The organism is Thauera humireducens (assembly GCF_001051995.2).
Taxonomy (GTDB): domain Bacteria; phylum Pseudomonadota; class Gammaproteobacteria; order Burkholderiales; family Rhodocyclaceae; genus Thauera; species Thauera humireducens.
In genome coordinates this window covers 2,319,755-2,345,462 of sequence record NZ_CP014646.1, presented here as the reverse complement: position 1 = coordinate 2,345,462, position 25,708 = coordinate 2,319,755, and the positions used below count along the sequence as shown (strand labels likewise).

21 protein-coding genes and 1 riboswitch are annotated in these 25,708 nt (G+C 67.9%); of the genes, 8 read left to right on the top strand and 13 right to left on the bottom strand.

Annotated elements, in window-relative coordinates; all coding sequences use genetic code 11:
* Position 1: 1 nt before the first annotated feature.
* The 8 genes from mbhE to AC731_RS10965 all read right to left on the bottom strand — a co-directional run bounded on the left by mbhE (position 2) and on the right by AC731_RS10965 (position 11,024).
* Positions 2-2,800 carry a hydrogen gas-evolving membrane-bound hydrogenase subunit E gene (gene mbhE, locus AC731_RS11005; protein WP_048710020.1) on the bottom strand — a complete coding sequence of 933 codons (2,799 nt, stop codon included), beginning with the start codon at positions 2,798-2,800 and terminating at the stop codon, positions 2-4.
* Between the two features lie 223 nt (positions 2,801-3,023).
* Positions 3,024-3,257, bottom strand: coding sequence for a hypothetical protein (locus AC731_RS11000; RefSeq protein ID WP_048706038.1), 234 nt, complete (start codon positions 3,255-3,257; stop codon positions 3,024-3,026).
* Between the two features lie 416 nt (positions 3,258-3,673).
* Positions 3,674-4,873 carry an ABC transporter permease gene (locus AC731_RS10995; RefSeq protein ID WP_048706036.1) on the bottom strand — a complete coding sequence of 400 codons (1,200 nt, stop codon included), beginning with the start codon at positions 4,871-4,873 and terminating at the stop codon, positions 3,674-3,676.
* Positions 4,874-4,878: 5 nt separating this feature from the next.
* Positions 4,879-6,087 (bottom strand): ABC transporter permease, encoded by a 1,209-nt coding sequence (locus tag AC731_RS10990; protein WP_048706034.1) that lies wholly within the window; start codon positions 6,085-6,087, stop codon positions 4,879-4,881.
* Positions 6,084-6,779 (bottom strand): ABC transporter ATP-binding protein, encoded by a 696-nt coding sequence (locus AC731_RS10985; protein WP_048706032.1) that lies wholly within the window; start codon positions 6,777-6,779, stop codon positions 6,084-6,086. Before AC731_RS10985 ends, AC731_RS10990 begins: the two co-directional genes overlap by 4 nt.
* A gap of 27 nt (positions 6,780-6,806) precedes the next feature.
* On the bottom strand, positions 6,807-7,952 hold the full coding sequence (locus AC731_RS10980) for an efflux RND transporter periplasmic adaptor subunit (protein WP_004292771.1): 1,146 nt from the start codon (positions 7,950-7,952) through the stop codon (positions 6,807-6,809).
* Between the two features lie 12 nt (positions 7,953-7,964).
* Positions 7,965-8,858: a restriction endonuclease gene (locus tag AC731_RS10975; RefSeq protein ID WP_004292770.1), complete on the bottom strand. Its 894-nt coding sequence runs from the start codon at positions 8,856-8,858 to the stop codon at positions 7,965-7,967.
* A 429-nt stretch (positions 8,859-9,287) separates the two neighbouring features.
* Positions 9,288-11,024 (bottom strand): glutamine--tRNA ligase/YqeY domain fusion protein, encoded by a 1,737-nt coding sequence (locus tag AC731_RS10965; protein WP_048706028.1) that lies wholly within the window; start codon positions 11,022-11,024, stop codon positions 9,288-9,290.
* A gap of 163 nt (positions 11,025-11,187) precedes the next feature.
* Between AC731_RS10965 and AC731_RS10960 the strand changes: the two genes are divergently transcribed.
* The 3 genes from AC731_RS10960 (at position 11,188) to AC731_RS10950 (ending at position 13,712) form a co-directional block, all read left to right on the top strand.
* Complete coding sequence (locus AC731_RS10960; RefSeq protein ID WP_048706027.1) at positions 11,188-12,444, top strand: mechanosensitive ion channel family protein; 1,257 nt, start codon at positions 11,188-11,190, stop codon at positions 12,442-12,444.
* Positions 12,445-12,548: 104 nt separating this feature from the next.
* A complete protein-coding gene (gene crcB, locus AC731_RS10955; RefSeq protein WP_048706024.1) occupies positions 12,549-12,932 on the top strand; it encodes a fluoride efflux transporter CrcB in 384 nt (127 codons plus the stop codon).
* Between the two features lie 114 nt (positions 12,933-13,046).
* A complete protein-coding gene (locus AC731_RS10950; protein ID WP_004293505.1) occupies positions 13,047-13,712 on the top strand; it encodes a YiaD family glycine zipper/OmpA-like lipoprotein in 666 nt (221 codons plus the stop codon).
* 72 nt (positions 13,713-13,784) lie between these two features.
* Here the strand turns inward: AC731_RS10950 and AC731_RS10945 are convergent, their stop codons facing one another.
* The 3 genes from AC731_RS10945 to thiD form a co-directional block, all read right to left on the bottom strand.
* Entirely contained in the window at positions 13,785-14,885 is a 1,101-nt protein-coding gene (locus tag AC731_RS10945) for an NAD(P)-dependent alcohol dehydrogenase (protein WP_048706022.1), read from the bottom strand.
* A gap of 155 nt (positions 14,886-15,040) precedes the next feature.
* Entirely contained in the window at positions 15,041-16,957 is a 1,917-nt protein-coding gene (thiC, locus tag AC731_RS10940) for a phosphomethylpyrimidine synthase ThiC (RefSeq protein WP_004293502.1), read from the bottom strand.
* 103 nt (positions 16,958-17,060) lie between these two features.
* Positions 17,061-17,948 carry a bifunctional hydroxymethylpyrimidine kinase/phosphomethylpyrimidine kinase gene (gene thiD / locus AC731_RS10935; RefSeq protein WP_048706018.1) on the bottom strand — a complete coding sequence of 296 codons (888 nt, stop codon included), beginning with the start codon at positions 17,946-17,948 and terminating at the stop codon, positions 17,061-17,063.
* Positions 17,941-18,036, bottom strand: a riboswitch (TPP riboswitch). Its footprint overlaps the gene before it by 8 nt.
* 95 nt (positions 18,037-18,131) lie before the next feature.
* Here thiD and AC731_RS19590 point away from each other — a divergent pair.
* The 4 genes from AC731_RS19590 (at position 18,132) to AC731_RS10915 (ending at position 22,328) form a co-directional block, all read left to right on the top strand.
* Positions 18,132-19,784, top strand: coding sequence for a carbonic anhydrase (locus AC731_RS19590; RefSeq protein ID WP_082794308.1), 1,653 nt, complete (start codon positions 18,132-18,134; stop codon positions 19,782-19,784).
* 222 nt (positions 19,785-20,006) lie between these two features.
* A complete protein-coding gene (locus AC731_RS10925; protein WP_048706016.1) occupies positions 20,007-20,660 on the top strand; it encodes a protein-L-isoaspartate O-methyltransferase family protein in 654 nt (217 codons plus the stop codon).
* 10 nt (positions 20,661-20,670) lie between these two features.
* Entirely contained in the window at positions 20,671-20,994 is a 324-nt protein-coding gene (locus AC731_RS10920; protein ID WP_048706014.1) for a rhodanese-like domain-containing protein, read from the top strand.
* 26 nt (positions 20,995-21,020) lie between these two features.
* The gene (locus AC731_RS10915) at positions 21,021-22,328 is read left to right on the top strand and encodes a TolC family outer membrane protein (RefSeq protein WP_048706012.1); all 1,308 of its coding nucleotides are present in this window, start codon (positions 21,021-21,023) and stop codon (positions 22,326-22,328) included.
* On the opposite strand, the gene waaA is transcribed toward AC731_RS10915, so the two are convergent.
* Positions 22,306-23,583 carry a lipid IV(A) 3-deoxy-D-manno-octulosonic acid transferase gene (gene waaA / locus AC731_RS10910; protein WP_048706011.1) on the bottom strand — a complete coding sequence of 426 codons (1,278 nt, stop codon included), beginning with the start codon at positions 23,581-23,583 and terminating at the stop codon, positions 22,306-22,308. The two genes, AC731_RS10915 and waaA, sit on opposite strands and share 23 nt — an antisense overlap.
* 123 nt (positions 23,584-23,706) lie before the next feature.
* Here waaA and AC731_RS10905 point away from each other — a divergent pair, with 123 nt between their 5' ends.
* Positions 23,707-24,714 carry an NAD-dependent epimerase gene (locus AC731_RS10905; protein WP_004261111.1) on the top strand — a complete coding sequence of 336 codons (1,008 nt, stop codon included), beginning with the start codon at positions 23,707-23,709 and terminating at the stop codon, positions 24,712-24,714.
* 48 nt (positions 24,715-24,762) lie between these two features.
* On the opposite strand, the gene argB is transcribed toward AC731_RS10905, so the two are convergent.
* Entirely contained in the window at positions 24,763-25,665 is a 903-nt protein-coding gene (argB, locus tag AC731_RS10900) for an acetylglutamate kinase (RefSeq protein ID WP_048706008.1), read from the bottom strand.
* Between the last annotated feature and the right edge of the window lie 43 nt (positions 25,666-25,708).

The following is a 25,708-nucleotide window of genomic DNA, read 5'->3' as shown; positions in this document are numbered from 1 at the left end:
GTCAGCCCTCCGTGGGCCGGCTTGCGGCCCCCTGGCGCATCCCGTCGTCTGCCTGCTCGCGTTCGACCAGGCGCAGCAGCATGTGCAGCACGGCGCCGAGTACGGTCAGGAACACGCCGGCATCGAACAGCAGCGGCGAGCCCAGCGGCAGGCCGCCGGGGAAGATCCAGCTACCGGCCAGGAAGGCCTCGCCCCGCAGCAGACCGATGACGCCGGCGCCAGCAGCCACCGCCAGCCCGATGGCGGCGACGATGGCGGGTGGCACGCGCAGCATCCGGCGCGCCTGCTCCGCGCCGTCGCCCAGCGCCAGCAGCACGACCGCGCAGGCCGCGACCAGCCCGCCGATGAAGCCGCCGCCGGGCAGGTTGTGGCCGCGCCACAGGAGCACCAGCGACATCAGCAGCAGCAAGGCGGACAGCGGCTTCAGTCCATGTAGCAGCAGTACCGAGCCGAACTCCGTGCTGCCCGTGGCGGCCGCGGCGCGGGACGTCGGCGCCGCCCGTTTCCGGCCGGTGCCGAGCAGGGAGGCGGCGGCGAGGCCGGCGAGCGCCACGACGAGGATCTCGCCCAGCGTGTCGAGCGCGCGGAAGTCGACCAGGATCACGTTGACCACATTGGCCCCGTGCCCCGCGGGCAGGCTGTTGTCGAGGTACCAGCGCGCGATGTTGCCGGGCAGCGGTTCGCTGATCGAGATCAGCAGCAGCGCGGTGACGATGGTGCCGAGCACGGCCGCGACGATCGCATGGAAGCGCTTGGCCGCCGGGTTGCGCGAGCCGACGCCGGACAGGGGCGGCAGCTTGCGCAGCACCAGCGCGAGGAAGATCACCGTCAAGGTCTCGACCATCAGTTGCGTGATGGCGACGTCCGGCGCGTTGGCGGCAAGGAAGAACAGCGCCAGGCCCAGGCCGCTGGTGCCCAGCGTGGCGACCAGCGCGACCCGGCCGCGCATCACCGCCGCCGCTGCGGCGCCGGCCACCGCGAGCACGCAGCCGACGGTGCCGGCGACGGATAGCGGGCTGGTGGGGATCGGCCAGCGGATACCGCCGCCGGCGGCGAGCGCGGAGATCACGCCGACCAGCGTGAAGCCTGCGATCGCCAGCACCAGCAGGCTGATGTGCTGGCGCAGGGAGCCATGCTGGAAGCGGTCCGCGATCCGGGTGGCGAAGGCGAAGATGCGCTTGAGCAGACGATCCCAGAGCATGTCGCCGCTGACGCGCCACAGCACCCGCCACAGCGACAGGCGGCGGCGCACGCGCGTGCGCTGCAGGTAGAAGAAAACGCCCAGGGCCACCGTCAGCACGCTGGCCACCACCGCCGGCGTGAGTCCGCCCCACAGGTACAGACGCACGTTGACCGCGTCGCGCGCCACGGCCTGAACCGCGGCGTCGATGAGCCAGATTTCGGCGATGTTGTTGAACGCACCGAATACGAAGCCGCCGCAGGCGAGCAACATAGGCCCGATCCACATCGGCAGGCTGACCTCGTGCGGATGAAGCGGATAACGCCCCTCGCGGCCGAGGAAGGTGCGCACGAAGACGAGACCGGCGGCGGCGAGGAGCAAGGCGTTGGTGAGGATCATGACCGCGGTGGTGATCCAGCCGGCGACGCCCAGTTCGATGAGGCCGGCGTACTTGAACTCCTTGGCGATGAAGCCGAAGAAGGGCGGCAGGCCGGCGTTCGAGAAGGCTGCCAGGGCCACAGCGAAGCCGGTGAGCGGCATGTAGCGGATCAGGCCGCCCAGGCGCGAGATCTGGCGTGTGCCGGTGGCGTGGTCGACGGCGCCCACCGCCATGAACAGCGCCGCCTTGTAGAGGGCATGCGCCACGAGATAGATGGCGAAGGCCTGCAGCCCGTAGCGGGTGTTCGTCCCGAGGAGCATGGTCAGCTGGCCGAGCACGGTCACGGTCGTGTAGGCGAGCACCCGCTTCAGGTCGGTCTGGCGAATCGCCAGCACCGCACCCACCAGCGCCGTGGCGGCGCCGATGATGATCAGGATCGTGCTCCAGCCCGTCGAGCCGCCGAGCACCGGATTGAGACGGGCAAGCAGATAGACCCCGGCCTTCACCATGGTGGCCGAGTGCAGGTAGGCCGAGACCGGCGTCGGCGCCGCCATGGCGTTGGGCAGCCACAGGTGGAAGGGCAGTTGCGCCGACTTGGTGAAGGCGCCGGCAAGGACCAGCAGCAGGATCGCCGGATACAGCGCGTGCCCCTCGAGGGCGCTCGCCGACAGGGTCGAGAATTGCCAGCCTCCACCGGCGCTGCCGAGCAGGATGAGCCCGGCGAGCAGGGCGAGCCCGCCGCCGCCGGTGATCAGCAGCGCCTGCAGCGCGGCCCGGCGCGACTCAGGCTTGTCGTGCTGGAAGCTGATCAGCAGGAAGGACGCGACGCTGGTCAGCTCCCAGAACACGAACATCGCGATCAGGTCGTCCGCCAGCACCATGCCCAGCATGGCCGCCATGAAGCCCAGCAGGTACGCATGGAAGCGTCCGAGGTGATGGTGGTCCGACAGGTAGCTGCCGGCGTAGAGCACGATCAGCGTGCCGATGCCGCTGATCAGCAGCGCGAACAGCAGCGACAGTCCGTCCAGGCGGAAGGCGAGGGCGATATCGAGCGCAGGCACCCACGCGTGGTGCTCCATGATGACGCCGCCCGCGGCGATCTCCGGTGTCAGCGACACGAAGTGGCCGAACACGACCAGTGGTGCGAGCGCGAGCACCCACGCCGCGCGCTCGCCGAGCCAGCGCGTCAGCAAGGGTGCGAGCAGCATCGTCAGTGCGACCAGGCTGATGCTGATCAGCATGGCGTGCATTCCCCGAGCAGCATGTCTGTCGTCTCCCCCTGTGAGCGGCGCGTGCCGTTGTTGCCGGCCCGCATTATTCGTGTTGGTGGGAAAGTGACAGGACGCGCGCTTGCGAGGTTCCCGAAGGCGGACCCGCGCGACGTGACTGCGCCCGGCTTACCGGGTGCGCGCCTTGCGTTGCGCGACCCCGTAAGCCGGGCGCAGGGTGAAACGGTGGGCCGCCTCAGGCGGCGATGCGGGCGCGTTCCTTTGGAATCTTCATGCAGGTGCCCGCATGCTTCATCACTTCGGCGTCCACTTCGCTCAGTCCGCTGACCTCGGCGAAGTAGCCGGCCAGCGGGCAGTCGAACCCAGGCGGACATCCGTGCTCGCAGGCGCATTCCTGTTGCGTCTCGTCCAGCAGGACCATCTCGTGGACGGCTTCGCAGCGCCCGATCGGGGAGTCGATGATGCTCATGGCAGTCTCCTTCAATGGTGCAGAACGGTCCGTGAGTTCGTTTATGGCGTGTATTGCCTGTATCGCCGCATGTTCGTGACGAAATTCACGGACGCCAACTGATTCCAGTCTAGTCGCTGGTGCGTGGGGTGCCGGGTGAAATGGTCGAAGGTTGACCTGCGTCAAGGGCTGGCGGGCGGGCACCGGGCGGCCGTGGCTGCGTCTCGTGCGGCATGTGGCACTGGCTGTCGCGATAGGGGCCGCGGCTCCGTGTCCATCCGGGGCCCGGGTCGGACTGGGTGCAGAACGGGCGTCCATCGATCCTGCTGATCCAGACGTACCAAGGGGCGGGGGCGGCCATGGCGGCGGGTGCGTGCAGGCCGAGCACCAGCGTCGCCGCCCGTGCAAGGCGGACGGCGGCGGTGTGGCGGCGAGGCTCACTCTGCACGCAGGGCCTCCACCGGGTCCAGGCGGGCTGCGCGGCGTGCGGGCAGAACCCCGGCCGCGAGTCCGATCGACACGGCCAGCAGTTCGGCCGCCACGACGAAGCTCCACGGCGTGCTCACCGGCAGCGCCGGCACCATCAGCCCGAGCAGATGGGCAAGTCCGGCGCCGATCGCGAGGCCGACCGCGCCACCGGCCGCAGCCAGCACCACCGCTTCGCCCAGGAAGAGCCCGAGGATGGTCCGCCGGCGCGCCCCGAGTGCCACCAGCAGGCCGATCTCGTTGGTGCGCTCGGACACTGCGATGGTCATGATGGTGACGATGCCGACCCCACCCACCAGCAGCGAGATACCGCCAAGGGCACCGACTGCCGCGGTGAGTATTCCGAGAATGTTGGACAGCGTGGCGAGCATGTCCTCCTGGGTGCGGATGGTGAAGTCCTCGCGGCCGTGGCGGGCGGTCAGGCTGCCCTTGACGAGCTCGACCACGCGGGCGGCAGGAACGTTCTCTTCGTAGTCGAGGCCGATCTCCATCAGGCCATCGCGATTGAACAGGGCAAGGCCGCGTGCGGTGGGGATGAAGGCGGTGTCGTCGAGGTCGATGCCGAGGAACTGGCCCTTCTCCTCCATGATGCCGATGACCCGGTAGCGCTCGTCGCCGATCTGCACCCGCTCGCCGAGCGCATTGCCGGCATCGAACAGCTCGCGTTTGAGCTTGGGCCCCAGCACCACGAAGGCGCGCGGGCTGTCGCTGTCGTCGGGCGGCAGGAACTGGCCGACGCGCACCCGCATCGCGTACACCGCTTGCATGTCGGGGCCGACGCCGAGCACCATCGTGCGCCGCACACGGCCGTTGGCGCGCACCTCGGCGTTGCCGCTGACGTTGCCGGTGACGTGGCGCACATGCGGCAGGCGGGCCAGGGCGGCGACGTCGTCGAGGGTGAGGTCGCGCGCGGTGGACGGCAGGCCGGGCGGGCCGCCGCGGGGGCCCTGGCGGCCGGGGTTGATCTCGATGACGTTGGTGCCGAACTGGCCGAACTCCTGCAGCACGAAGCGGTGCAGGCCCTCGCCGATCGAGGTCAGCAGGATCACCGCGGCGATGCCGACGGCGATACCGCCGAGCGTCAGGCCGCTGCGCATGCGGTGCGCGGTGACCGAGCGCAGGGCGAGGTGCAGGAAGTCGATCCAGCGCATCGCGCTCACCGCTTCATCAGCGCCTGCACCGGATCCAGTGCAGCCGCGAGGCGTGCGGGCATCACCCCGAACAGCAGCCCGGTGGCGAGCGCCGTGCCCACCGCCGCGGCCACGGCCCAGTCGGGCGGCCAGGCCGGCAGGGCGGGAAAGGCCAGCCGTATGGCCCACGCCCCCGCGTGACCGAGCGCGAACCCGGTCAGCGCGCCGGCCAGCGACAGCAGCCCGGCCTCGGCGAGGAAGGCGAGACGGATTGCGCGTGCGCTGGCACCGAGCGCCTTCAGCAGGCCGATTTCGCCGGTGCGCTGGGTGACGGCCACCAGCATCACGTTCATGACCAGGATGCCGGCCACCGCCAGGCTGATCGCGGCGATGCCGGCGACACCCAGCGTCAACGCACCGAGGATGCGGTCGAAGGTGCCGAGCACCGCGTCCTGGGTGATGACGGTGAAGTCGAGCTCGCCGTCGCGCCGGGCGCGCAGCAGGTCCTCCACCTGGCGCTGGGCCGGCGCCAGCGCCTCGCGGCCACGGGTCTCGACCATGATGCGGAACAGGGCGTTGGTGTTGAACATCGCCTGTGCGGTGGCGACCGGCACCAGCACCAGCTCGTCGGAGTTCATGCCTAGCCCGCGGCCTGCCGGCCCCATGATGCCGATCACGCGCAGGCGGCGATCGCCGAGGCGGATCATGCGACCGATGGCGTTCTGGTTGCCGAACAGCTCGGCCCGGATCGTCTCGCCGATCACCGCCACCGCCGTGGCGCGACCGAAGTCCTCGCGCGGCAGGAACTGACCGCCGGCCACGCCGAAACCGCGGATGTCGAGGTAGTCGGCAGTGGTGCCGACCACCATGACCTCGCGCAGGCGGCCGCCGACCGAGATCTCGGAGTTGCCCACGGTGAGCGGCGCGACGCGCTGCACCAGCGGCACGCGCAGCAGGGCCGCGGCATCGTCGTTGGTGAGATCGCGCGGCGTGCTGCTGACGAAGCTGCCCGGATTGACGCCACCGGTCTCGGTGCGGCCCGGCAGTACGATCAGCAGGTTGGCGCCGAGTGCGGAGAATTCCTCGACGACGTAGCGGCGGGCGCCGTCGCCGAGCGCCGTGAGCATCACCACCGCCGCCACGCCGATCGACATCGCCAGCACCATCAGCGCGGTGCGCAGCGGGTAGCCGAGCGCGGCGCGGCTGGCGAAGCGCAGCGTGTCGGCCGGGCTCATGCCGGTTCCGGGGCGCGGCGCACGTCCTGGCGAATGGCGCCGTCTTCCATCAGCACCCGGCGGCGGGCGCGCTCGCCCATGGTCGGGTCGTGGGTGACCACGATCAGGGTCATGCCGGCGGCGTTCAGCGCCTCGAGCAGGGCCGTGACCTCCTGGCCGGTCGTGCGGTCGAGGTTGCCGGTGGGTTCGTCGGCCAGCAGCATCGCGGGCCGCATGATGGTCGCGCGCGCGATCGCCACGCGTTGGCGCTGTCCGCCCGAGAGCTCGTCCGGCCGATGGTTGGCGCGTGCCCCGAGGCCGAAGTCCTTCAGCGCCTGAGCCACGCGGTCGTTGCGTTCGTGGGCCGGCATGCCGGCGAGCATCAGCGGCAGGGCGATGTTCTCGGCCGCGGTGAGCCGCGGCACGAGGTGGAAGCTCTGGAACACGAATCCGATGCGGGCGCTGCGTACCGCGGCCTGCTCGTCGGCGGAGAGCGTGGTGACGTCGCGCCCTTCCAGCCGGTAGTGACCGCTGTTGGGGCGGTCGAGCAGGCCGAGCAGGTTCAGCAGCGTGGATTTGCCCGAGCCGGAAGGCCCCATCACGGCGACGTACTCGCCGGCCTCGATGCGCAAGGACACATCGCACAGCGCATGCACCTGGCTGTCGCCCAGCTGGAAGATGCGGTTGATGCCGTCGAGCTCGATCTGCGCCATGTCTGCCCGCGATCCGGTGGCTGTGCGCTAGCGGGTGACGGATTCGACGCTGACGCGTGCGCCGGGCGCAACGCCCGTGCGCTCGAGCGAGGTGACGATGCGCTCGCCGGCCTGCAGGCCCTCGACGACCTCGGTCTGTTCCCAGTTCGACAGGCCGGTGCGCAGGCTGCGCTCGACCAGCACGCCGTTCTGCTCGACCAGCACGCGCCGGCCTTCGCGCAGCGCGGCGGTCGGGATGCGCAGCACGTCCGGCCGGGTGTCGAGCACGATCTCGACGTCCGCGCTGTAGCCGACCAGCATGCCACGGGCCTCGTCCGGGCGTGCGAAGTCGACGTCCACCTCGACGGTGCGGGCCTGCTTCTCGACCGCGGTGATGTAGGGCGCGACGCGCTTGACCCGGCCTTCGAACACCGTGCCCGCCATCGCCTCCAGGGTGATGCGCACCGGTTGGCCGGGGCGGATCTTGGGTGCGTCGATCTCGTCCATCGGCGCCTTCACGTACAGGCAAGAGTCGTCGATCAGGTCGATGGCCGGCGGCGTCGGCACGCCGGGCGGGGAGGGGATGGAGATCTCGCCCAGTTCGCCGCTGATCTTGGCCACGGTGCCGGCAAAGGGCGCGACCAGCACCAGGCGCTGGCGCTCGGTCTCGGTGGCGGTGAGCTGGGCCTGCGCGGTGGCGACATCCGCACGCGCGGTGTCGCAGGCCGCGCGGCGCGCGCGGGCCTCGGTGCGGGCCTTCTCCTCGGCGCTGGCGGACACGAAGCCGCGCTTGACGAGCTGCGCCTGGCGCGCGGCCTCGCGTTCGGCGTTGTCGGCCACGGTGCAGGCCTCCTGCACGCGCTGGCGCGCGGTGGCGCGCTGCGCCTGGTTGATCGCCAGGCGCGCGTCCAGATCGCCATGCCACAGCCGCATCAGCACCTGCCCGGCCTCGACCCGGTCGCCTTCCTTCACCCCCAGGTAATCGATGCGCCCGCCCACGATGGTCGCCATCTTGGTGCGCTGGCAGGCTTCGATCTCGCCGGCGCGGGTGTTCGACAGCGTCGCCTCGACCAGTCCGCGGCCGACCTCATGCACCACGACCGCAACCGGCTTCGGACGGGTGAGCCACCAGCCTGCCGCGCCGATGAGTGCGATCGCGATCATGAGAGGAACCAGGCGGCGGAGGGTTTTCATGGCGGAGCGGTATCAGAGGTCGTCGAAGAAGTCTGTGTCCAGGCGTTTCAATTCGATCTTGCGCTTGATCGACACGCCGACGTTGTGTTCCACAGCGAGCCGGGCAAGCTCCTCTCCATCGATGAGGACGAGTCGCAGATGCGGAAGCTCTGCCGCTCGTCTGGCGTCTTGAGTGAATCTACTGGTGGTCACGAACACCCCGCGATCGGCACCATGTTTGGCCAAGGCACCGAGGAAACCGTTGATCTCCGGCCCACCGACCGGCGCATCGGCCCAACGCTTCGCCTGCAAATATATCCGGTCCAGTTTCAGCCGGTCCTCGTAGATCACGCCATCGATTCCACCGTCTCCGGAACGGCCCGTCACTTCACCGACGCCATAACCCATGGCCGCCAGCAGACGCACGACGAAGCGCTCGAAGCTCGCCGGGCTGATTGACCGAAGCTGCGCGAGGACCTCCTGTTCAAGCGTGTCCTGGAGTTCAGTCAGCGTTTCGTCGATCTGCTCTTCCGGGGTCAGGGTCTCGTCGGCGCGTGCTTCTGGTGCTGCATCGGGCGCATTCTGAGCTATGACGGCTTTCCAACTCCCCATCCCGCGGGCCTCGAAGTACTTTCGATCGAGTTGGCCCGGGAGTTCAGGGAGCGCAGCACGACCTTTTGCCGAGATCCGGAACAAGCCGCGACCACAGCTCTCGATGAGACCTGTCTTATTGAGATCGCTTTTCGCCCAGCCGACGCGGTTCAGGTATCGCGGGTAACCGCTGGGGAGGGTTTCAGCCAGGTCGTCGTCGGTAAGTTGCAGTTGCTCTGCAAGCTCTTGCGACGCTTCTCGCAGGTTGCGAGGACGTCCATCGGCGACGAGATCGAGCAGGGGGCGAATGAGTTCGTGGTACTTCGGGACGCTCATTGTGGTGATGCCTCAGGCTTGTGCGCGGGATGCGTACGTGATGTTCCTTACGAGGCTGCGGAACTCGCTTCGCTCGGACAGTCCTCGCCTCTCCACGAACACCACGTACGCATCCCGGAACCGCTTGCGCCGTCCGAAACTCAGGGGGGACGCCGACAGGAGGTTGTGCTGGGCCGACGAAACCCGGAAGCGCGGGCAGGGGCGGTGCGGGGTGTTCCTGGCGCAGGCGAGGACTGTCCGAGCCCGAAGGGCGAGTTCCGCAGCCTGCAGAAGGAATACCCCGCACGGTACCGGCGGGATCCTCGTGCCGAGAGTGGCAAAAGCATGCTCCTGGACCCGAGCAGGGCGGCTGCAACGGCGCACGAGCGAGGCGGCTATCGTATCGGTCGAACCCTTCGTTGCCATCCTCGCTCTCCTTTCCGACCTGACTTACTTCCCGCCCTTGGCCCACGAATCCTTCAGCGTGACCGTGCGGTTGAACACCGGCGCGCCGGGTTTCGAGTCCACGCGGTCGGCGACGAAGTAGCCGTGGCGTTCGAACTGGAACCGGTCCTCGGCGCGGGCGTCCTTGAGCGCGGGCTCGAGGTAGGCGGTGATGACGCGCTTGCTGTCAGGGTTGATGTCGTTGAGGAAGTCGCGCTCGGTGTCCGGCGCGTCGCCCTCGCGGCGCTGGCCGGGGTGAGGATGGGCGAAGAGGCGGTCGTAGATGCGGACCTCAGCCTCGTAGCCGTGCGCCACCGACACCCAGTGCAGGTTGCCCTTGACCTTGTAGTTGTCGGCGCCGGGGGTGCCGGACTTGGAGTCGGGCATGTATTCGGCGAGCACCGCGGTGATGTTGCCCGCAGCATCCTTCTCGCAGCCGGTGCATTTCACCACGAAGCCGTAGCGCAGCCGCACCATGTTGCCCGGGTAGAGGCGGTGGAAGCCCTTGACCGGCTCCTCCATGAAGTCCTCGCGCTCGATCCACAGCTCGCGGCCGAAGGGCATGTCGCGCTTGCCCAGTTCGGGCTTGAGCGGATGGTTGGGCGCCTGGCACAGCTCGGTGGTGCCTTCGGCGTAGTTGGTGATGACGAGCTTCAACGGGTCGAGCACTGCGACCCGGCGTTCGGCGGCCTCGTTGAGGTCGTCGCGCATGCATTCTTCCAGCACGCTCATGTCGATCCACGAGTCGGCCTTGGAGACGCCGATGCGTTCGGCAAAGCGGCGGAAGCCGGCGGCGGTGAAGCCGCGGCGGCGGGCGCCGACGAGGGTGGGCAGGCGCGGGTCGTCCCAGCCGGCGACGTGGCCTTCGTTGACGAGCTGGATCAGCTTGCGCTTGGAGAGCACCACGTAGGTGAGGTTGAGGCGGGCGAATTCGATCTGCTGCGGAAGCGGGCGCGGGAAGTGCCCCTCAGTGGCGAGCGCATCCAGCAGCCAGTCGTAGAACGGGCGCTGGTCCTCGAACTCCAGCGTGCATACCGAGTGGGTGATGTTCTCGATCGCATCCTCGATCGGATGGGCGAAGGTGTACATCGGGTAGATGCACCAGGCGTCGCCGGTGCGATGATGGCTGGCGTGGCGGATGCGGTAAATGGCCGGGTCGCGCAGGTTGATGTTGGGGCTCGCCATGTCGATCCTGGCACGCAGGATGTGCGTGCCCTCGGCGAACTCGCCGGCGCGCATGCGGGCGAAGAGGTCGAGGTTCTCCTCGACGCTGCGATTGCGATACGGGCTGTCCTTGCCCGGCTCGGTCAGCGTGCCGCGGTTGGCGCGCATTTCCTCGGCCGACTGCGAGTCGACATAGGCCTTGCCGGCCTTGATCAGGCTGACCGCGCAGGCATGCATGCGGTCGAAATAGTCGGAGGCGAAGTAAAGGTGTTCGCCCCACTCGAAGCCGAGCCACTTCACCGCCTCGAGGATGGCATCGACGTACTCCTGCTCTTCCTTCTCGGGGTTGGTGTCGTCGAAGCGCATGTGGCAGACGCCGCCATAGGCTTCGGCGAGACCGAAGTTCAGGCAGATCGACTTGGCGTGGCCGTAGTGCAGGTAGCCGTTGGGCTCGGGCGGGAAGCGCGTCTCGACGCGGCCGCCCCATTTGCCCGAGCGGTTGTCCTCGTCGATGATGCTGCGGATGAAGTTGCTCGGCGCGACGGCTGCGGTGTCGGCCTTCTTGTCGTTGGGGGTCATCGGATGCAATGCGAACTGAAAGACGGAATCGCAGGATTGTAGCCGATCCCCCTGTCGCGACGGGGCTGGCGGCCGTGATGCGGGACGCGTCTGGGGAACACGGTGCGTGCTGTTTGGTCGGAATGTGTTTTTTTGGCCCTTGGCGGCCTTTCAGGGAGTGTGCATGACGCAGGACATGGCAGTCGCCATCGGCTGGCTGGAACAGCATCCGCCCGCCTATGCCGTGGTCGTGGTGGTCGGGTTGGTACTCGTGGCCTGGCTTGCGAACTGGATGACGAAGCACATCCTGTTGCGCGGCCTGCGCCGTCTGCTGAGCGCGGTGGTGGTCGCGAACGATCTCGAACTGACGCCCCTGCGCGTGGTGTCGCGGCTGTCGAACGTGGTGCCCGCGCTGGTGCTGATGCTTGGCATACGCGCCGTGCCGGCCTTGCCGGCGGCACTGGTTGCCGTGGTCGAGAACGTGTCGAGCGCCTTCATCGTGCTGACGGTGGCGCTGGCCCTGGCGGAGGCGCTCAATCTGCTGAACGCGCTCTACCGGCGTCGCCCTGATGCACACCTGCGGCCGATCAAGGGCTATATCGAGGTGCTCAAGATCGCCATCTACCTCGTCGCCGCGATCCTCATCGTGGCGAGCCTGATCGACCGTTCGCCGCTGATCCTGCTGTCCGGCCTGGGCGCCATGGCAGCGGTGCTGATGCTGATCTTCCAGGACACGCTGCTGTCGCTGGTGGCGAGTGTGCAGCTCAGTTCCAACGACATGGTGCGGGTGGGCGACTGGATCGAGATGCCGCAGCTCAACGCCGATGGCGACGTGATCGACATCGCCCTGCACACGGTGAAGGTGCAGAACTTCGACAAGACCATCACGACGATCCCGACCAAGAAGCTGATCTCGGATTCCTTCCGCAACTGGCGTGGCATGCGCGAAGCGGGCGGGCGACGGATCAAGCGCAGTCTCTACGTCGACCAGCACAGCGTGCGTTTCCTGACCGACGAGGAGCGCCGCCGGCTGGATCGCTTCGCATTGCTCGACGGCTACCTGCCGGCGAAGGAGGCCGAACTCGAGGCCTGGAATGCGACGCTGCCGCGCGCCGAGCGCGACGTGGTCAACCGCCGGCGGGTGACCAACATCGGCACCTTCCGTGCCTATGTCGAGCGTTACCTGCGTCGCCACCCCGGCGTGCATCAGGGCATGACCCTGATGGTGAGGCAACTGGCACCGACGGCCGACGGTCTGCCGCTGGAGGTGTATTGCTTTGCCAACACGACCGTTTGGGCTGAATACGAGGGGACCCAGTCCGACATCTTCGACCATCTGTTCGCCATCATCCCGGAGTTCGGCTTGCGCGTGTTCCAGCATCCGAGCGGTGCCGACATGCGTGCGGCAGGTAGCCACCTGGCGGCGGTGGCAGACATCTGAGTGCCTCGGGCGCCGATCCCGCCCCTCGGTCCCGCGCTTGGGTAAACTGCGGCCCATGCCGGCGGTTTGTCGGCGGGACGGGGGACAAGGGGATGGCAGGAGCGATGGGGACGGCTGCATTCTTTGCCGTGGGCCTGGGGGCTGCGTGCGGCGCGTGGCTGCGCTGGGGGCTGGGTCTCTGGCTCAATCCGCTCTTCACCCTCGTGCCGCTCGGCACGCTGGTGGCCAACCTGGTGGGCGGCCTGTTGATGGGCGTGGCGCTCGGGCTCGTCCAGGCGTGGCCGGCGATGAGCCCGGCCCTGAAACTGCTGCTGACGACCGGCCTGCTGGGGGGGCTGACGACCTTCTCCACGTTCTCGGCGGAGGCCTTCCACCTGTTGCAGCGGGGTGCTGCGGGTTGGCTGGCGCTGCATCTCGCGCTGCATGTCGGCGGATCGGTGTTGATGACCTGGGCGGGTTACTCGATCTTCAACGCGCTGCGCGGCTGATCGCGTTATCCCTGATCGGCCGTCGTCATGCTTTGTTGCACACTGCCACAGGCGTGGAGTCGGGGCTCGCGCCCATAATCGACTGGCCTGTTACAAATCCGGAGGCTGAGAACCATGAACAAGATCGTCGTTTCCCTGACTGCGCTCACCGTTGCCGCGAGCGGGCTGGTGGGCTGCGCGAACATGAGCGAGACCCAGCGCGACACGAGCATCGGCGCAGGCATCGGTGCCGTGACCGGTGCGGTCATCGGCCGCGCGACCGCGGGCGGCAACAAGACCAAGAGCACGGCGACGGGCGCTGCCGTCGGTGCCGCGATTGGTGCGGCGGGCGGCTACCTGTGGTCGCAGAACATGCAGAAGCAGAAGGCCGAGATGGAGCAGGCGACGGCGGGCACCGGCATCGGCGTCAGCCAGACCGCCGACAACCAGTTGAAGGTCGATATCCCGAGCGACATCTCCTTCGATACCGGCCGCTACGACATCAAGCCGAACATGCGCCCGGTGCTCGACAGCCTGGCGAACAGCCTGAACCAGCATCCGGTCACGACCATCTCCATCGTCGGCCACACCGACAGCACCGGCACCGACGCCATCAACAACCCGCTGTCGGTCAACCGTGCCGCCGCGGTGCGCGACTATCTGGTGGCGCGCGGCGTGTCGTCGCAGCGCATCGCGATCGACGGTCGCGGCTCGCGCCAGCCGATCGCCGACAACGCGACGGCGTCGGGTCGTGCGATGAATCGCCGCGTGGAGATCTTCGTCGCCGAAACGGCGCGTTGATCCGGGCCGCGTCGCGGCGGATCGAAAAGGGCGCCCGCGGGCGCCCTTTTCGTTGCCGTGTTCAGCGGTGCATCAGTTCGGCTTGATCGCCACCTTCAGCACGCCGTCGCGCTGGTTGGCGAACAGCTCGTAGGCGGCGACGATGTCGTCGAGTTTGTAAGTGTGGGTGACGAGTACGCCGAGATCGACGCGGTTCGATGCGACCACGTTCATCAGCCGGCGCATGCGTTCCTTGCCGCCCGGGCACAGCGCGGTGTTGATGCGGTGGTCACCCAGGCCGGCGGCGAAGGCCGACAGCGGAATCGTCAGGTCGCTCGAATACACCCCGAGGCTGGACAAGGTGCCGCCGGGCTTGAGCACGCGCAGCGCCTGCTCGAAGGTGGCCTGGGTGCCCAGGGCTTCGATCGCGGAGTCGGCGCCGCGCCCGCCGGTGAGCTTCATGATTTCGCCGACGACGTCGCAGTTGCGGAAGTTCAGCGTCACGTCGGCGCCCATGACCTTCGAGATGCCGAGGCGGTGATCGTTGCCGTCGACCGCGATCACCGTGGTCGCGCCCATCAGCCGGGCGCCGGCGGTGGCGCACAGGCCGATCGGTCCCTGGGCGAACACCACCACCGTATCGCCGAGCTTGATGTTGGCGTTCTCGGCGCCCTTGAAGCCGGTGGACATGATGTCGGGGCACATCAGCACCTGCTCGTCGGTCAGCCCGTCGGGAATCGGCGCGAGGTTGGCCTGGGCATCCGGTACCAGCACGTACTCGGCCTGGGTGCCGTCGATCAGGTTGCCGAAGCGCCAGCCGGCGGTGGCCTTGTAGCCGTGGCCGCCGCAGTGGCCGGAGGGGATCAGGTAGCTGCCGTCCTGCGAGGCGGCGCCGTCCTGCGCGGCATAGGAGTTGAAGTTGGGGCAGATCGCCCCGGCGATGACGCGCTGGCCTTCGCGGTAGCCCTGCACCGCGCTGCCGAGCTTCTCGATCACGCCGACCGGCTCGTGGCCGATGGTCAGGCCCGGCACGACCGGGTATTCGCCTTTCAGGATATGGACGTCGGTGCCGCAGATCGTGGTCGTGGTAATGCGGATCAGGGCGTCGTTCGGGCCGATCGCGGGGATCGGCTTGTCGACCAGTTCGATGCGGCCGGGGGCGACGAAGACCGTCGCTTTCATCATGGCAGTCATGAGGCGTCTCCTGGTAGGGGAAGGTGGGTCCGCGAAAACCGATGCGAACAGCCAGGTAGACTATGGACCATGATGACGTCCGCGACCTTGATCTGGGTCGAACCCGGCGCACGGGCGGGGCCGCTTGCCGGCCGCGACCCCGCCCGTAAGCCAGGTCAGACGTTGCGGTAGACCTCGGCCCCGCTCTTGACGAACTCGACGGCCTTGACCTCCATGCCCTTCTTCAGCGCCTCGGCCTCATCCAGGCCCTGCTGCGCGGCGAAGTCGCGCACGTCCTGGGTGATCTTCATCGAGCAGAAGTGCGGGCCGCACATCGAGCAGAAGTGCGCCACCTTGGCCGAGTCCTTGGGCAGGGTCTCGTCGTGGAATTCCTTGGCCTTGTCCGGATCGAGGCCGAGGTTGAACTGGTCCTCCCAGCGGAACTCGAAGCGTGCCTTGGAAAGCGCGTTGTCGCGGATCTGCGCGCCCGGGTGGCCCTTGGCCAGGTCGGCGGCGTGCGCGGCGAGCTTGTAGGTGATGATGCCTTCCTTGACGTCCTGCTTGTTGGGCAGGCCCAGGTGCTCCTTGGGCGTCACGTAGCACAGCATCGCGGTGCCGTACCAGCCGATGGTGGCCGCGCCGATGCCGCTGGTGATGTGGTCGTAGCCCGGCGCGATGTCGGTGGTGAGCGGGCCCAGGGTGTAGAAGGGCGCCTCCTTGCACTGCTCAAGCTGCAGGTCCATGTTCTCGCGGATCAGGTGCAGCGGCACGTGGCCGGGGCCCTCGATCATCACCTGCACGTCGTGACGCCAGGCGATGTCGGTGAGCTCGCCCAGGGTCTTGAGTTCGCCCAGCTGCGCCGCGTCGTTGGCGTCGTAGATCGAGCCCGGGCGCAGGCCGTCGCCCAGGCTGAAGGCCACGTCATAGGCCTTCATGATCTCGCAGATGTCCTCGAAGTGCTCGTAGAGGAAGCTCTCCTTGTGGTGCGCCAGGCACCACTTGGCCATGATCGAGCCGCCGCGCGACACGATGCCGGTCATGCGGTTGGCGGTGAGCGGCACGTAGCGCAGCAGCACCCCTGCGTGAATGGTGAAGTAGTCCACGCCCTGCTCGGCCTGCTCGATCAGGGTGTCGCGGAAGATCTCCCAGCTCAGGTCCTCGGCCTTGCCATTGACCTTCTCCAGCGCCTGGTAGATCGGCACGGTGCCGATCGGCACCGGGCTGTTACGGATGATCCACTCGCGGGTCTCGTGGATGTTCTTGCCGGTGGACAGGTCCATCACCGTGTCGCCGCCCCAGCGGATCGCCCAGGTCATCTTGTCGACCTCCTCGGCGATCGAGGAGGTGACCGCGGAGTTACCGATGTTGGCGTTGATCTTCACCAGGAAGTTGCGGCCGATGATCATCGGCTCGGATTCGGGGTGGTTGATGTTGTTGGGGATGATGGCGCGGCCGCGGGCGACCTCGTCACGCACGAACTCGGGCGTGATCACCGGCGGCAGGCTGGCACCGAAGCTCTGGCCCGGGTGCTGGCGCAGCATCATGTCGGCCATCTTCTGGCCCTTGGGGCCGGTGGCGCGCAGCGAGGCGATGTACTGCTCGCGGTTCAGGTTCTCGCGCAGGGCGATGTATTCCATCTCGGGCGTGATGATGCCGCGCCGGGCGTAGTGCATCTGGGTGACGTTGGCGCCCGGCTTGGCGCGGCGCGGCGCACGGTGCAGGCCGGGGAAGCGCAACTCGTCGAGCGCGCTGTCGGCGGCGCGGATGCGGCCGTACTCGGAGGACAGCCCGGGCAGCACCTCGGTGTCGCCGCGCTCCTCGATCCAGCGCTGGCGCAGCGCGGGCAGGCCGGAGCGGATGTCGATCTTGGCCGCGGGGTCGGAGTACGGGCCGGAACAGTCGTAGACGAAGACCGGCGGGTTGGGCTCGGCGCCAAAGGAAGCGGGGGTGTCGCTCTGGGTGATCTCGCGCATCGGCACGCGGATGTCCGGGCGCGAGCCTTCGACGTAGATCTTGCGCGAGTTGGGCAGCGGGGCAATCGCGGCTTCATCCACCTGGGCCGTGGCAGCGATGAATTTTTCGTTGGCGTTCATGTAGGGTGTCTCCGTGGGGCGCTATGGTGTTGTGTAAGGGCGCGCGGCTGGGCGTCCGCGCGAGCAATCGACGATCGGGCAGGGATCAGCGGGCGAGGCCGCTTCAGTGCGGAACTGCGTTCCTGCGCCAGAGTGCGTGGAAGTGATGGACCGGACCATGTCCGCTGCCGACGCCGAGCTCGCCCGAATGTGCGATGGCGCCCAGCAGCCACTGGCGTGCCTCGCGCACGGCCGACTCCACCGGCCTGAATCCGCCTGCCCGCTGCGGCAGCAGGGCGGCGATGGCGGACGAGAGGCTGCAGCCGGTGCCGTGCGTGTTCTTGGTCTCGATGCGCGGCGCGGGCAGTTCGACCATGCGGTCACCGTCGAACAGCAGGTCGACGAGGTCGTTGCCGGGCAGGTGGCCGCCCTTGAGCAGCACCCAGCGCTCGCTCGAGACTGGCAGCAGTTCGCGCAGGCGCTCGGCGGCGCGGTACATCTCCTTGACCGTTTCCGGCGCACGCTGTTCGAGCAGCACGCCCGCCTCGGGCAGGTTGGGGGTGATCAGGAAGGCTTGCGGGAACAGCGCCTCGCGCATCATCGCGATCGCGCTCCTGGCCAGCAGGCTGTCGCCACTCTTGGCGACCATGACCGGGTCGAGCACGACGTTGGCGGCCTGCCAGTGGGCAAGGCGGTCGGCCACGGTGGCGGTGACCTCGGCGCTGCCGAGCATGCCGATCTTGGTCGCGTGGATCGCGACGTCGGCGAACAGGGTGTCGATCTGCAGGCGCAGGAAGTCGGTCGGCGGTACATGCACGCCGGTCACGCACTGGGTGTTCTGTGCCGTCAGCGCAGCGATGACGCCGCAGCCATAGGCGCCGAGCGCCGAGAAGGCCTTGAGGTCGGCAAGCACGCCGGCGCCCCCACTCGGGTCCACGCCGGCGATCGAGACCACATTGGAAATACGGGACGCGCTGCTGGTTGCAGCGGCGGATGAAGCGGACGAACGCATATTGACGTTTCCCTACGCCGGTGCGAGCCGGATCAGGTTCCAAGGGTGTTTCTCAGCCCGTGCGCAGCGGGCACCCCCAACGAGAACTGCGGACGATACTGTATGCCCTCGTGTGTGGCAAGGTGCTCAAGATTTCGGTGCGCACGCCGTATAGGATTGCATTACTGCCCGTTCTCCGCATCGATGAAACTCTCCCGCCTGGCCCTCGTGGCCCTGATGATCGCCAGCCCGCTGCAGGTCGCGCTCGCCGCCGACTGGCAGCTGGTGCTGAGTGATCGCAACCGCCGGGTGGAGATCGACCGCGGCAGCATCCTGACTTCGGATCGTGGCACCAAGGTGTCGTGGGGGCGGGTGGTGTTGGCCAACAACGAGGTCGCGGCGGCGGGATATGCGACGATCAAGGCCCTGAACCGGTATGACTGCCAGAACCGGACCTTCTCCACCATCAAGCGCGTGTATCTCGACGCCGATGACAACCTGGTGCGCGAGGAGAATGTCGAGGACCAGACGCCGCTGCGGGTGACGCCGAGCTCGGTCGACGAGCGCATGTGGCGCGAGGTGTGCGGCCCGCCGTCGGTTGCCGACCTGCAGAGGGTGGCGGACGAGGTGCAGAAGCTGGCCGATTCGATGCAGCCGAGGCTGGAAGCCGCTGCGCCCGCAGCACCCAAGGCGTCCGCGCCGGCCCCCGCAAAGGCCGGGCGGTCCGCGAAGCCGGCGACGGCCCAGCCCGCCCGCGCGGCGCCGATCGAAACCGCTACGACGACGGCGCAGGCCTTGCGTGCCGCTGAACCGCCCAAGGCGGTCGAGGCGGCGCCCCCGAACGGTGCGGTGGATCAGGGCGACAAGAAGCTGATCCTGCCGCCGCTGCCAAACATCCGGCCCGCCAAGCCCGATCCCGAGAGGGTCGAGCGCGAGGCACCCAAGCCTGCGACCGCCGAGACGGTGCGCAAGGCCGAGAAGTCGGCTCCGCCGGCGCGGCCGGGCGCGGAGCGCAGGCCGGAGCCGTCACGCGCGGAGGTGCGTGAGACGCCCCGTCCGCAGACTCCGGCGCCCGTTGCCCTGGCGCGACCGCAGGTCAAGGCCCCGTCGGTGCCGGCGACCCCGGCGCCGCCCGACCCGGTCGAGGTGCTGCTGCGTGCCCAGCGCGACAACGCCTTCGATCCCGGCTGGCGCTACGAGGGGGAATTGGGTCCGGAGGCGTGGGGGCGCCTGCGTCCCGACTGGCGTCTGTGCAGCGAGGGCACGCGCCAGTCGCCGATCGACCTGCGTGACGGCGTGGCGGTGGATCTGGCACCGGTCAAGTTCCACTACCGCAGCACCGGTTTTCGCATCCGCGACACCGGCAACACGCTGCAGGTGGACGTTGGCGAAGGCATGGGGGTCGAGATCCGCGGCACGCGCTACGCGCTCGAGCGTTTCACCCTGCATCGCCCGTCGCAGGAGCGTGTCGGCGGCATGGCCTATGACATGGCCGCCTATCTCGAGCACCGCAGCGCCGACGGTCGCACGGCGATCGTGTCGATCCTGCTCGAGGCGGGCGGCGCGCCGAACGCCTTGCTGCAGACCTTGTGGAACAACCTGCCACTCGATCGCGGGCGCGAGTTCGTGCCGGATGCCGTGATCGACCTCAATGGTTTCGTCCCCGAGAATCCCGCGCACTTCCTCTATCTCGGCTCGCTGCCCGTGCCGCCCTGCACCGAAGACGTCATCTGGGTGGTGATGAAGACGCCGATGCCGATGGCTGACGACCAGTTGGCCGTGTTCGGGCGCCTCTACCCGCGCAACACCCGCCCGATCCAGCCGGCCAATGGTCGCCTGGTGCTCGAGTCGCGTTGATCCCGGAACGTCCGCACGACCCGGCTCGCCGCCAGGCGCGAGACCCGGGCCAGCATGCGGTTTGCGCCCGGGACCGCGGGCCTTGTCCATCGTCACTGCCCTTGCTTGACGGGCGCCGCGTCGCCCCATCGCAGCGCAGCAACTGCGCTAGAATGATGCGGTTTTGCCGTAACGGACGACGCTATTAATTAGCGTGTGCTAATATTTCGCCAGGAGTTCCTGATGAATTTCGAGAAAGCGCGCTTCAACATGGTCGAGCAACAGATCCGCCCCTGGGAGGTGCTGGATCAGAACGTGCTCGACCTCCTGATGACGGTCAAGCGCGAGGAGTTCGTGCCCGCGAGCGCGCGGTCGCTGGCTTTCGCCGACGTGGAGATCCCGATCGGCTGCGGCCAGGTGATGCTGAAGCCGGTCATCGAGGGCAAGGTGCTGCAGGCGCTGCAACTGGCGAAATCCGACTCGGTTCTGGAGATCGGTACCGGTTCCGGGTTTTTCGCCGCACTGCTGGCGGCGCGCGCGGAGTGGGTGCGCACCCTGGAAATCGAGCCCGAGCTGGTGAAGTTCGCCTCGGACAACCTCGCCCGCAACGGTGTCGAGAACGTCGTGGTGGCGCAGGGCGACGGCATGGCGGGCTGGGCCGAGCGTGCCCCCTACGATGTCATCGTGGTATCGGGCGGCGTGTCCTTCGTGCCGCAGGCGCTGCTCGAGCAGCTCAAGGTGGGTGGCCGCCTGTTCGCGTTCGTGGGCGAGGCGCCGGTCATGAAGGGACGCCTGATCACCTGCGAGGCCGAGGGGCGTTTCCGCACCGAGGACATCTTCGAGACCGTCGTGCCCATGCTGCGCAACGCGCCGCGCCACGACGCCTTCAGCTTCTGAGTACGACACCATGCGTCAGATCAGCCCGCGCGAACTTGCCGACCGCCTGAGCGATGCGGGGGACGACAAGCCCCTGCTGCTCGATGTGCGCGAACCCTGGGAATTCGGGATCTGTCACATCGAGGGTTCCGTGCCGATGCCCATGGGCAGCGTGCCCGCACGTTTTGCCGAGCTCGACCGTGACGCTGAGATCGTGGTGGTCTGCCACCACGGCGGGCGCAGCGCGCAGGTGTGCATGTTCCTCGAGCATCAGGGCTTCGGCAACGTGATCAATCTGGCTGGCGGTGTCGCTGGCTGGGCGGCGCAGGTCGACCCGAAGATGCCGCAGTACTGACGCGGCAGCATTTTCCGGAGGACGTAATGAAGCGAGCGATAGCACTCTGTGTGGCAGGCCTGTTCTCGAGCGGCGCGTGGGCCGCCGACCTCATGCAGGTCTATCAGGAGGCGCTCGCGAATGATGCGAAGTTCTCCGCGGCACGGGCCGAGTTCGAGGCCGGACAGGAGAAGGTCGTGCAGGGGCGTTCCGGCCTGCTGCCGCAGATCGGACTGAACGCGGAAACGCGCTGGAACGACGCCGAGCTGCGCACGAGTTCGAGTCCGCGGGCAATGGACTACTCCTACAACAGCAACGGCTACGGTGTGCAGCTGACCCAGCCGCTGTTCCGCTGGCAGAACTGGGTGCAGTTCAAGCAGGGCGAATTGCAGACCGCGCTGACCGAGGCGCAGTTCGGCGTGGCGCGGCAGGACCTGGTGCTGCGGGTCTCCGAGGCCTACTTCAACGTTCTCAATGCGCAGGATGCGCTTGCCGCGGTGACGCAGTTGCGTACGGCGGCGGGCGAACAGCTCGATCTGGCGAAGACCAGCTTCGAGGTCGGCACGGTCACGATCACCGACGTCCACGAGGCGCAGTCGCGCTTCGACCTGGCCTCGGCGCAGGAGATCGCTGCACAGAACCAGCTCGAGGTCGCGCGCCAGACGCTGGCGCAGATCATCGGCAAGCAGCCCGAGGCTCTGGCCGGTCTGCGAGAGGGCGTGCAACTGCAGCGTCCGCAACCCGACAACATCGCGGACTGGGTCACCGCGGCCGAGGCGGGCAGTTTCGGCGTGCAGGCGCAGCAACTCGTGCGCGAGATCGCCGCGCGTGAGGTCGAGCGCGCACGCGCCGGGCACCTGCCGACGGTGGATATCGTCGCAACCCATGGCGTTAACAACCGGCCGCAGGTGTCGACCGAGCGCAGCGAGGCGACGACGATCGGGCTGCAGCTCAATCTGCCGCTGTATGCCGGCGGGCGGGTGTCGTCCGTGTCGCGCGAAGCGGCGGCGCTGCGAATGAAGGCCGATGCCGATCTCGAGGATGCGCGCCGCAATGCTGCGCTGGCCGCGCGCCAGTCATGGCTGGGCGTGACCAGCGGCATGGCGCAGGTGAGGGCGCTGGAAGCCGCGAAGGTGTCGTCGACCTCCGCGCTCGAAGCCAACAAGCTCGGCTACGAAGTGGGCGTGCGCATCAACATCGACGTGCTCAACGCCCAGACGCAACTGGCCGATACGCTTCAGCAACTGTCGCGTGCGCGCTACGACACCCTGCTCGCCCAACTGCGCCTGAAGGCTGCTGCCGGTACGCTCGGCGAGGACGACGTGCGCGAGATCAACGCGCTGCTGGCGCCCTGAGCGCGACGCCTTCCAGCAGTTCCAGCGTACGCGCGGTGGCGCCGCGGTCTGCCGCGGCAAAGCGCAAACCGGCCTCGGCCATGTCGCCACGGCGACGCGCTTCTTTCAGCAGTTCCAGGGCGGCGTTGACGCCCGCATCGGCCGTCTCGATTCGCAGGGCCGCACCCGTCGCGATGGCTTGTTCGGCCACTGCAGCAAAGTTGAAGGTGTGGGGGCCGACGACCACCGGCGTGCCGACCGCGCAGGCCTCGATCAGGTTCTGGCCGCCGAAGGGCAGCCAGCTGCCGCCGATCAGCGCGACGTCCGCACTGGCGTAGTAGGCGAACATTTCTCCCATCGAATCTCCGAGCCAGACGCGGGTTTGCGCCGCGACCGGCTGATCCTCCGAGCGGCGCTGAAGCGCGAGGCCACGTGCCGCGGCGAGCCTGGCCACCTCGTCGAAGCGCTGGGGGTGGCGAGGCACCAGGGCGAGCAGGATCTCGGGCGGCGCGAGGCGGGCGAAGGCGTCGAGCAGCAGGGCCTCTTCGCCGTCGCGCGTGCTGGCGGCAAGCAGCACCTGGCGTGAGCCGATGCGTGCGCGGAAGAGGCTGGCGAGGGCCTTGGTGTTCTCGGGGGGCGAGATGTCGAACTTGATGTTGCCCGTGACCATTACCCGGCGGGCGCCGAGCGCCGACAGCCGGGCGGCGTCGGCCGCGGTCTGCGCACCGATCGCGCTCAGCGCGCCCATCGTCAGGGCGCTCAAGGCCGGCAGGCGGGCATAGCGTCGCGCCGAGCGTTCCGACAGGCGGGCATTGGCCAGGATCACCGGCACGCTGCGCCGGCGGCAGGCTGCGAGCAGATTCGGCCACAGCTCGGTCTCCATGATCACTCCGAACTGCGGGCGGAAGTGGCGCAGGAAGGCGCCCGCGAAGCAGCTGAGGTCGTAGGGCAGGTAGCAGCGCAGTACGCGGGAGTCGCCGTTGAACAGTGCTTTCGAGGTCTCGCGGCCGGTGGGCGTCATGTGCGTCAGCAGGACCGTGTGTTCGGGCCAGCGTTTCAGCAGGGCCCTGACCAGCGGTTCGGCGGCGCGGGTTTCGCCCACGGACACGGCATGCACCCAGATGACGCGCACTGGTGCGCGCATCCGGTAGCGGCCGAAGCGCTCACCGAGGTGTTTCAGGTAACCCGGCTGGCGTCGTCCGCGCCACAGCAGGCGCAACACGACCAGGGGCAGGGCGAGGATCCACAGCAGGGTGTAAGGCAGGCGGGTGAGCATCAAGGCGGATCAGCAGACGACCGCGCAAGTATAAGCAAGGATCCAGGGGGTGGGACTGTCATACGCCGCCCGTGCGCGCATGCGATAATCCAGCGTCTTCGATTCTCCCAACCCGACATCGTCATGAAAATCCTCGTCACTGGTGCCGCCGGCTTCATCGGCATGCATGCGTCCCAACGTCTCCTCGCGCGCGGGGACCAGGTGGTCGGACTCGACAATCTCAACGACTATTACGACCCGACGCTGAAGGAGGCGCGCCTGGCTAGGCTGACGCCGCACGCGGGGTTCCGCTTCGTGAAGATGGACGTGGCCGACCGTGCCGGCATGGAGCGCCTGTTCGCCGAGGAGAAGTTCGATCGTGTGATCCACCTCGCGGCGCAGGCCGGGGTGCGCTACTCGCTGCAGAACCCGCATGCCTACATCGACAGCAACCTGGTTGGCTTCATGAACATCCTGGAGGGCTGCCGGCATGCGAAGGTGCAGCATCTGGTGTATGCGTCGAGTTCCAGCGTCTATGGCGGCAATACCAAGATGCCGTTCTCGGAGCGCGACAGCGTCGATCATCCGGTGAGCATCTACGCCGCGACCAAGAAGGCGAACGAACTGATGGCGCATACCTACAGCCATCTCTACGGCCTGCCGACGACCGGCCTGCGCTTCTTCACCGTCTATGGTCCGTGGGGGCGCCCGGACATGGCGTTGTTCCTGTTCACCAAGGCCATCCTCGAAGGACGTCCGATCGACGTCTTCAACCACGGCAAGATGAAGCGCGACTTCACCTACGTGGATGACATCGTCGAGGGCGTGATCCGTACGCTCGACCGAACGGCGGCGGCGGATGCCGCCTTCGATTCGGACAACCCGGACCCTGGCCGCAGCAACGCCCCGTACCGCGTGTTCAACATCGGCAACCACAACCCGGTGGAGCTGATGGCCTTCGTGTCGGCGATCGAGGAAACCCTGGGCGTGACCGCACAGAAGAACTTCATGCCGCTGCAGGATGGCGACGTGCCGGCGACCTACGCCGATACCGAGGCGCTGAACGCCTGGACCGGCTTTGCGCCGGCGACCAGCGTGAAGGACGGCGTCGCCCGCTTCGTTGCCTGGTATCGCGACTACTACCGCGTCTGAGTACAGAGGCGCCCCCGCACCAGGCGGCGGGGGCGGTTCACTTCGTGCTTACTTGCTCTTGATCATCGTGCCGACGCCGTGGTCGGTCAGGATCTCGAGCAGCAGGCAATGTTCGACGCGGCCGTCGATGATGTGCACCGACTTCACGCCGTTGCGTGCCGCGTCCAGCGCCGAGCCGATCTTGGGCAGCATGCCGCCCGACAGGGTGCCGTCGGCGACGAGCTCGTCGATCTCGCGCGGCGTCAGGCCGGTGAGCAGGTTGCCGGCCTTGTCGAGAACGCCCGGCGTGTTGGTCAGCAGCACCAGCTTCTCCGCCTTCAGGATCTCGGCCAGCTTGCCGGCGACCACGTCGGCGTTGATGTTGTAGGTCTCGCCCTCTTCGCCGACGCCAATTGGCGCGATCACCGGGATGAAGTCGCCCTTGTCGAGGAAGGCGATCAGGCTGGGATCGATGCTGGTGATCTCGCCCACCTGGCCGACGTCGATCAGGTCACCCGCCGGCGCGTCGAGCTTCTGCATCAGCAGTTTCTTGGCGCGGATGAAGCTGGCGTCCTTGCCGGTGAGGCCGACGGCCTTGCCGCCCGCCTGGTTGATCAGGTTGACGATCTCCTTGTTCACCTGACCGCCGAGCACCATCTCGACCACTTCCATGGTCTCGGCGTCGGTGACGCGCATGCCCTGGATGAACTCGCCCTTCTTGCCCACGCGTGTCAGCAGGGTCTCGATCTGCGGGCCGCCGCCATGGACGACCACCGGGTTCAGGCCGACCAGCTTGAGCAGCACGACGTCCTGCGCGAAGCATTCCTTGAGGTGCGGGTCGGTCATCGCGTTGCCGCCGTACTTGATGACGATGGTCTTGTCGAAGAAGCGCTTGATGTAAGGCAGGGCCTCGGCCAGGATCTCGGCCTTGCGGGCGGGGGTGACGGGGTCGGCGGGGCGGGTGTCGGTCATGGGGTGTCCTTTGTTGCGGTGCGGATAGACAGCGCGCAGTTTA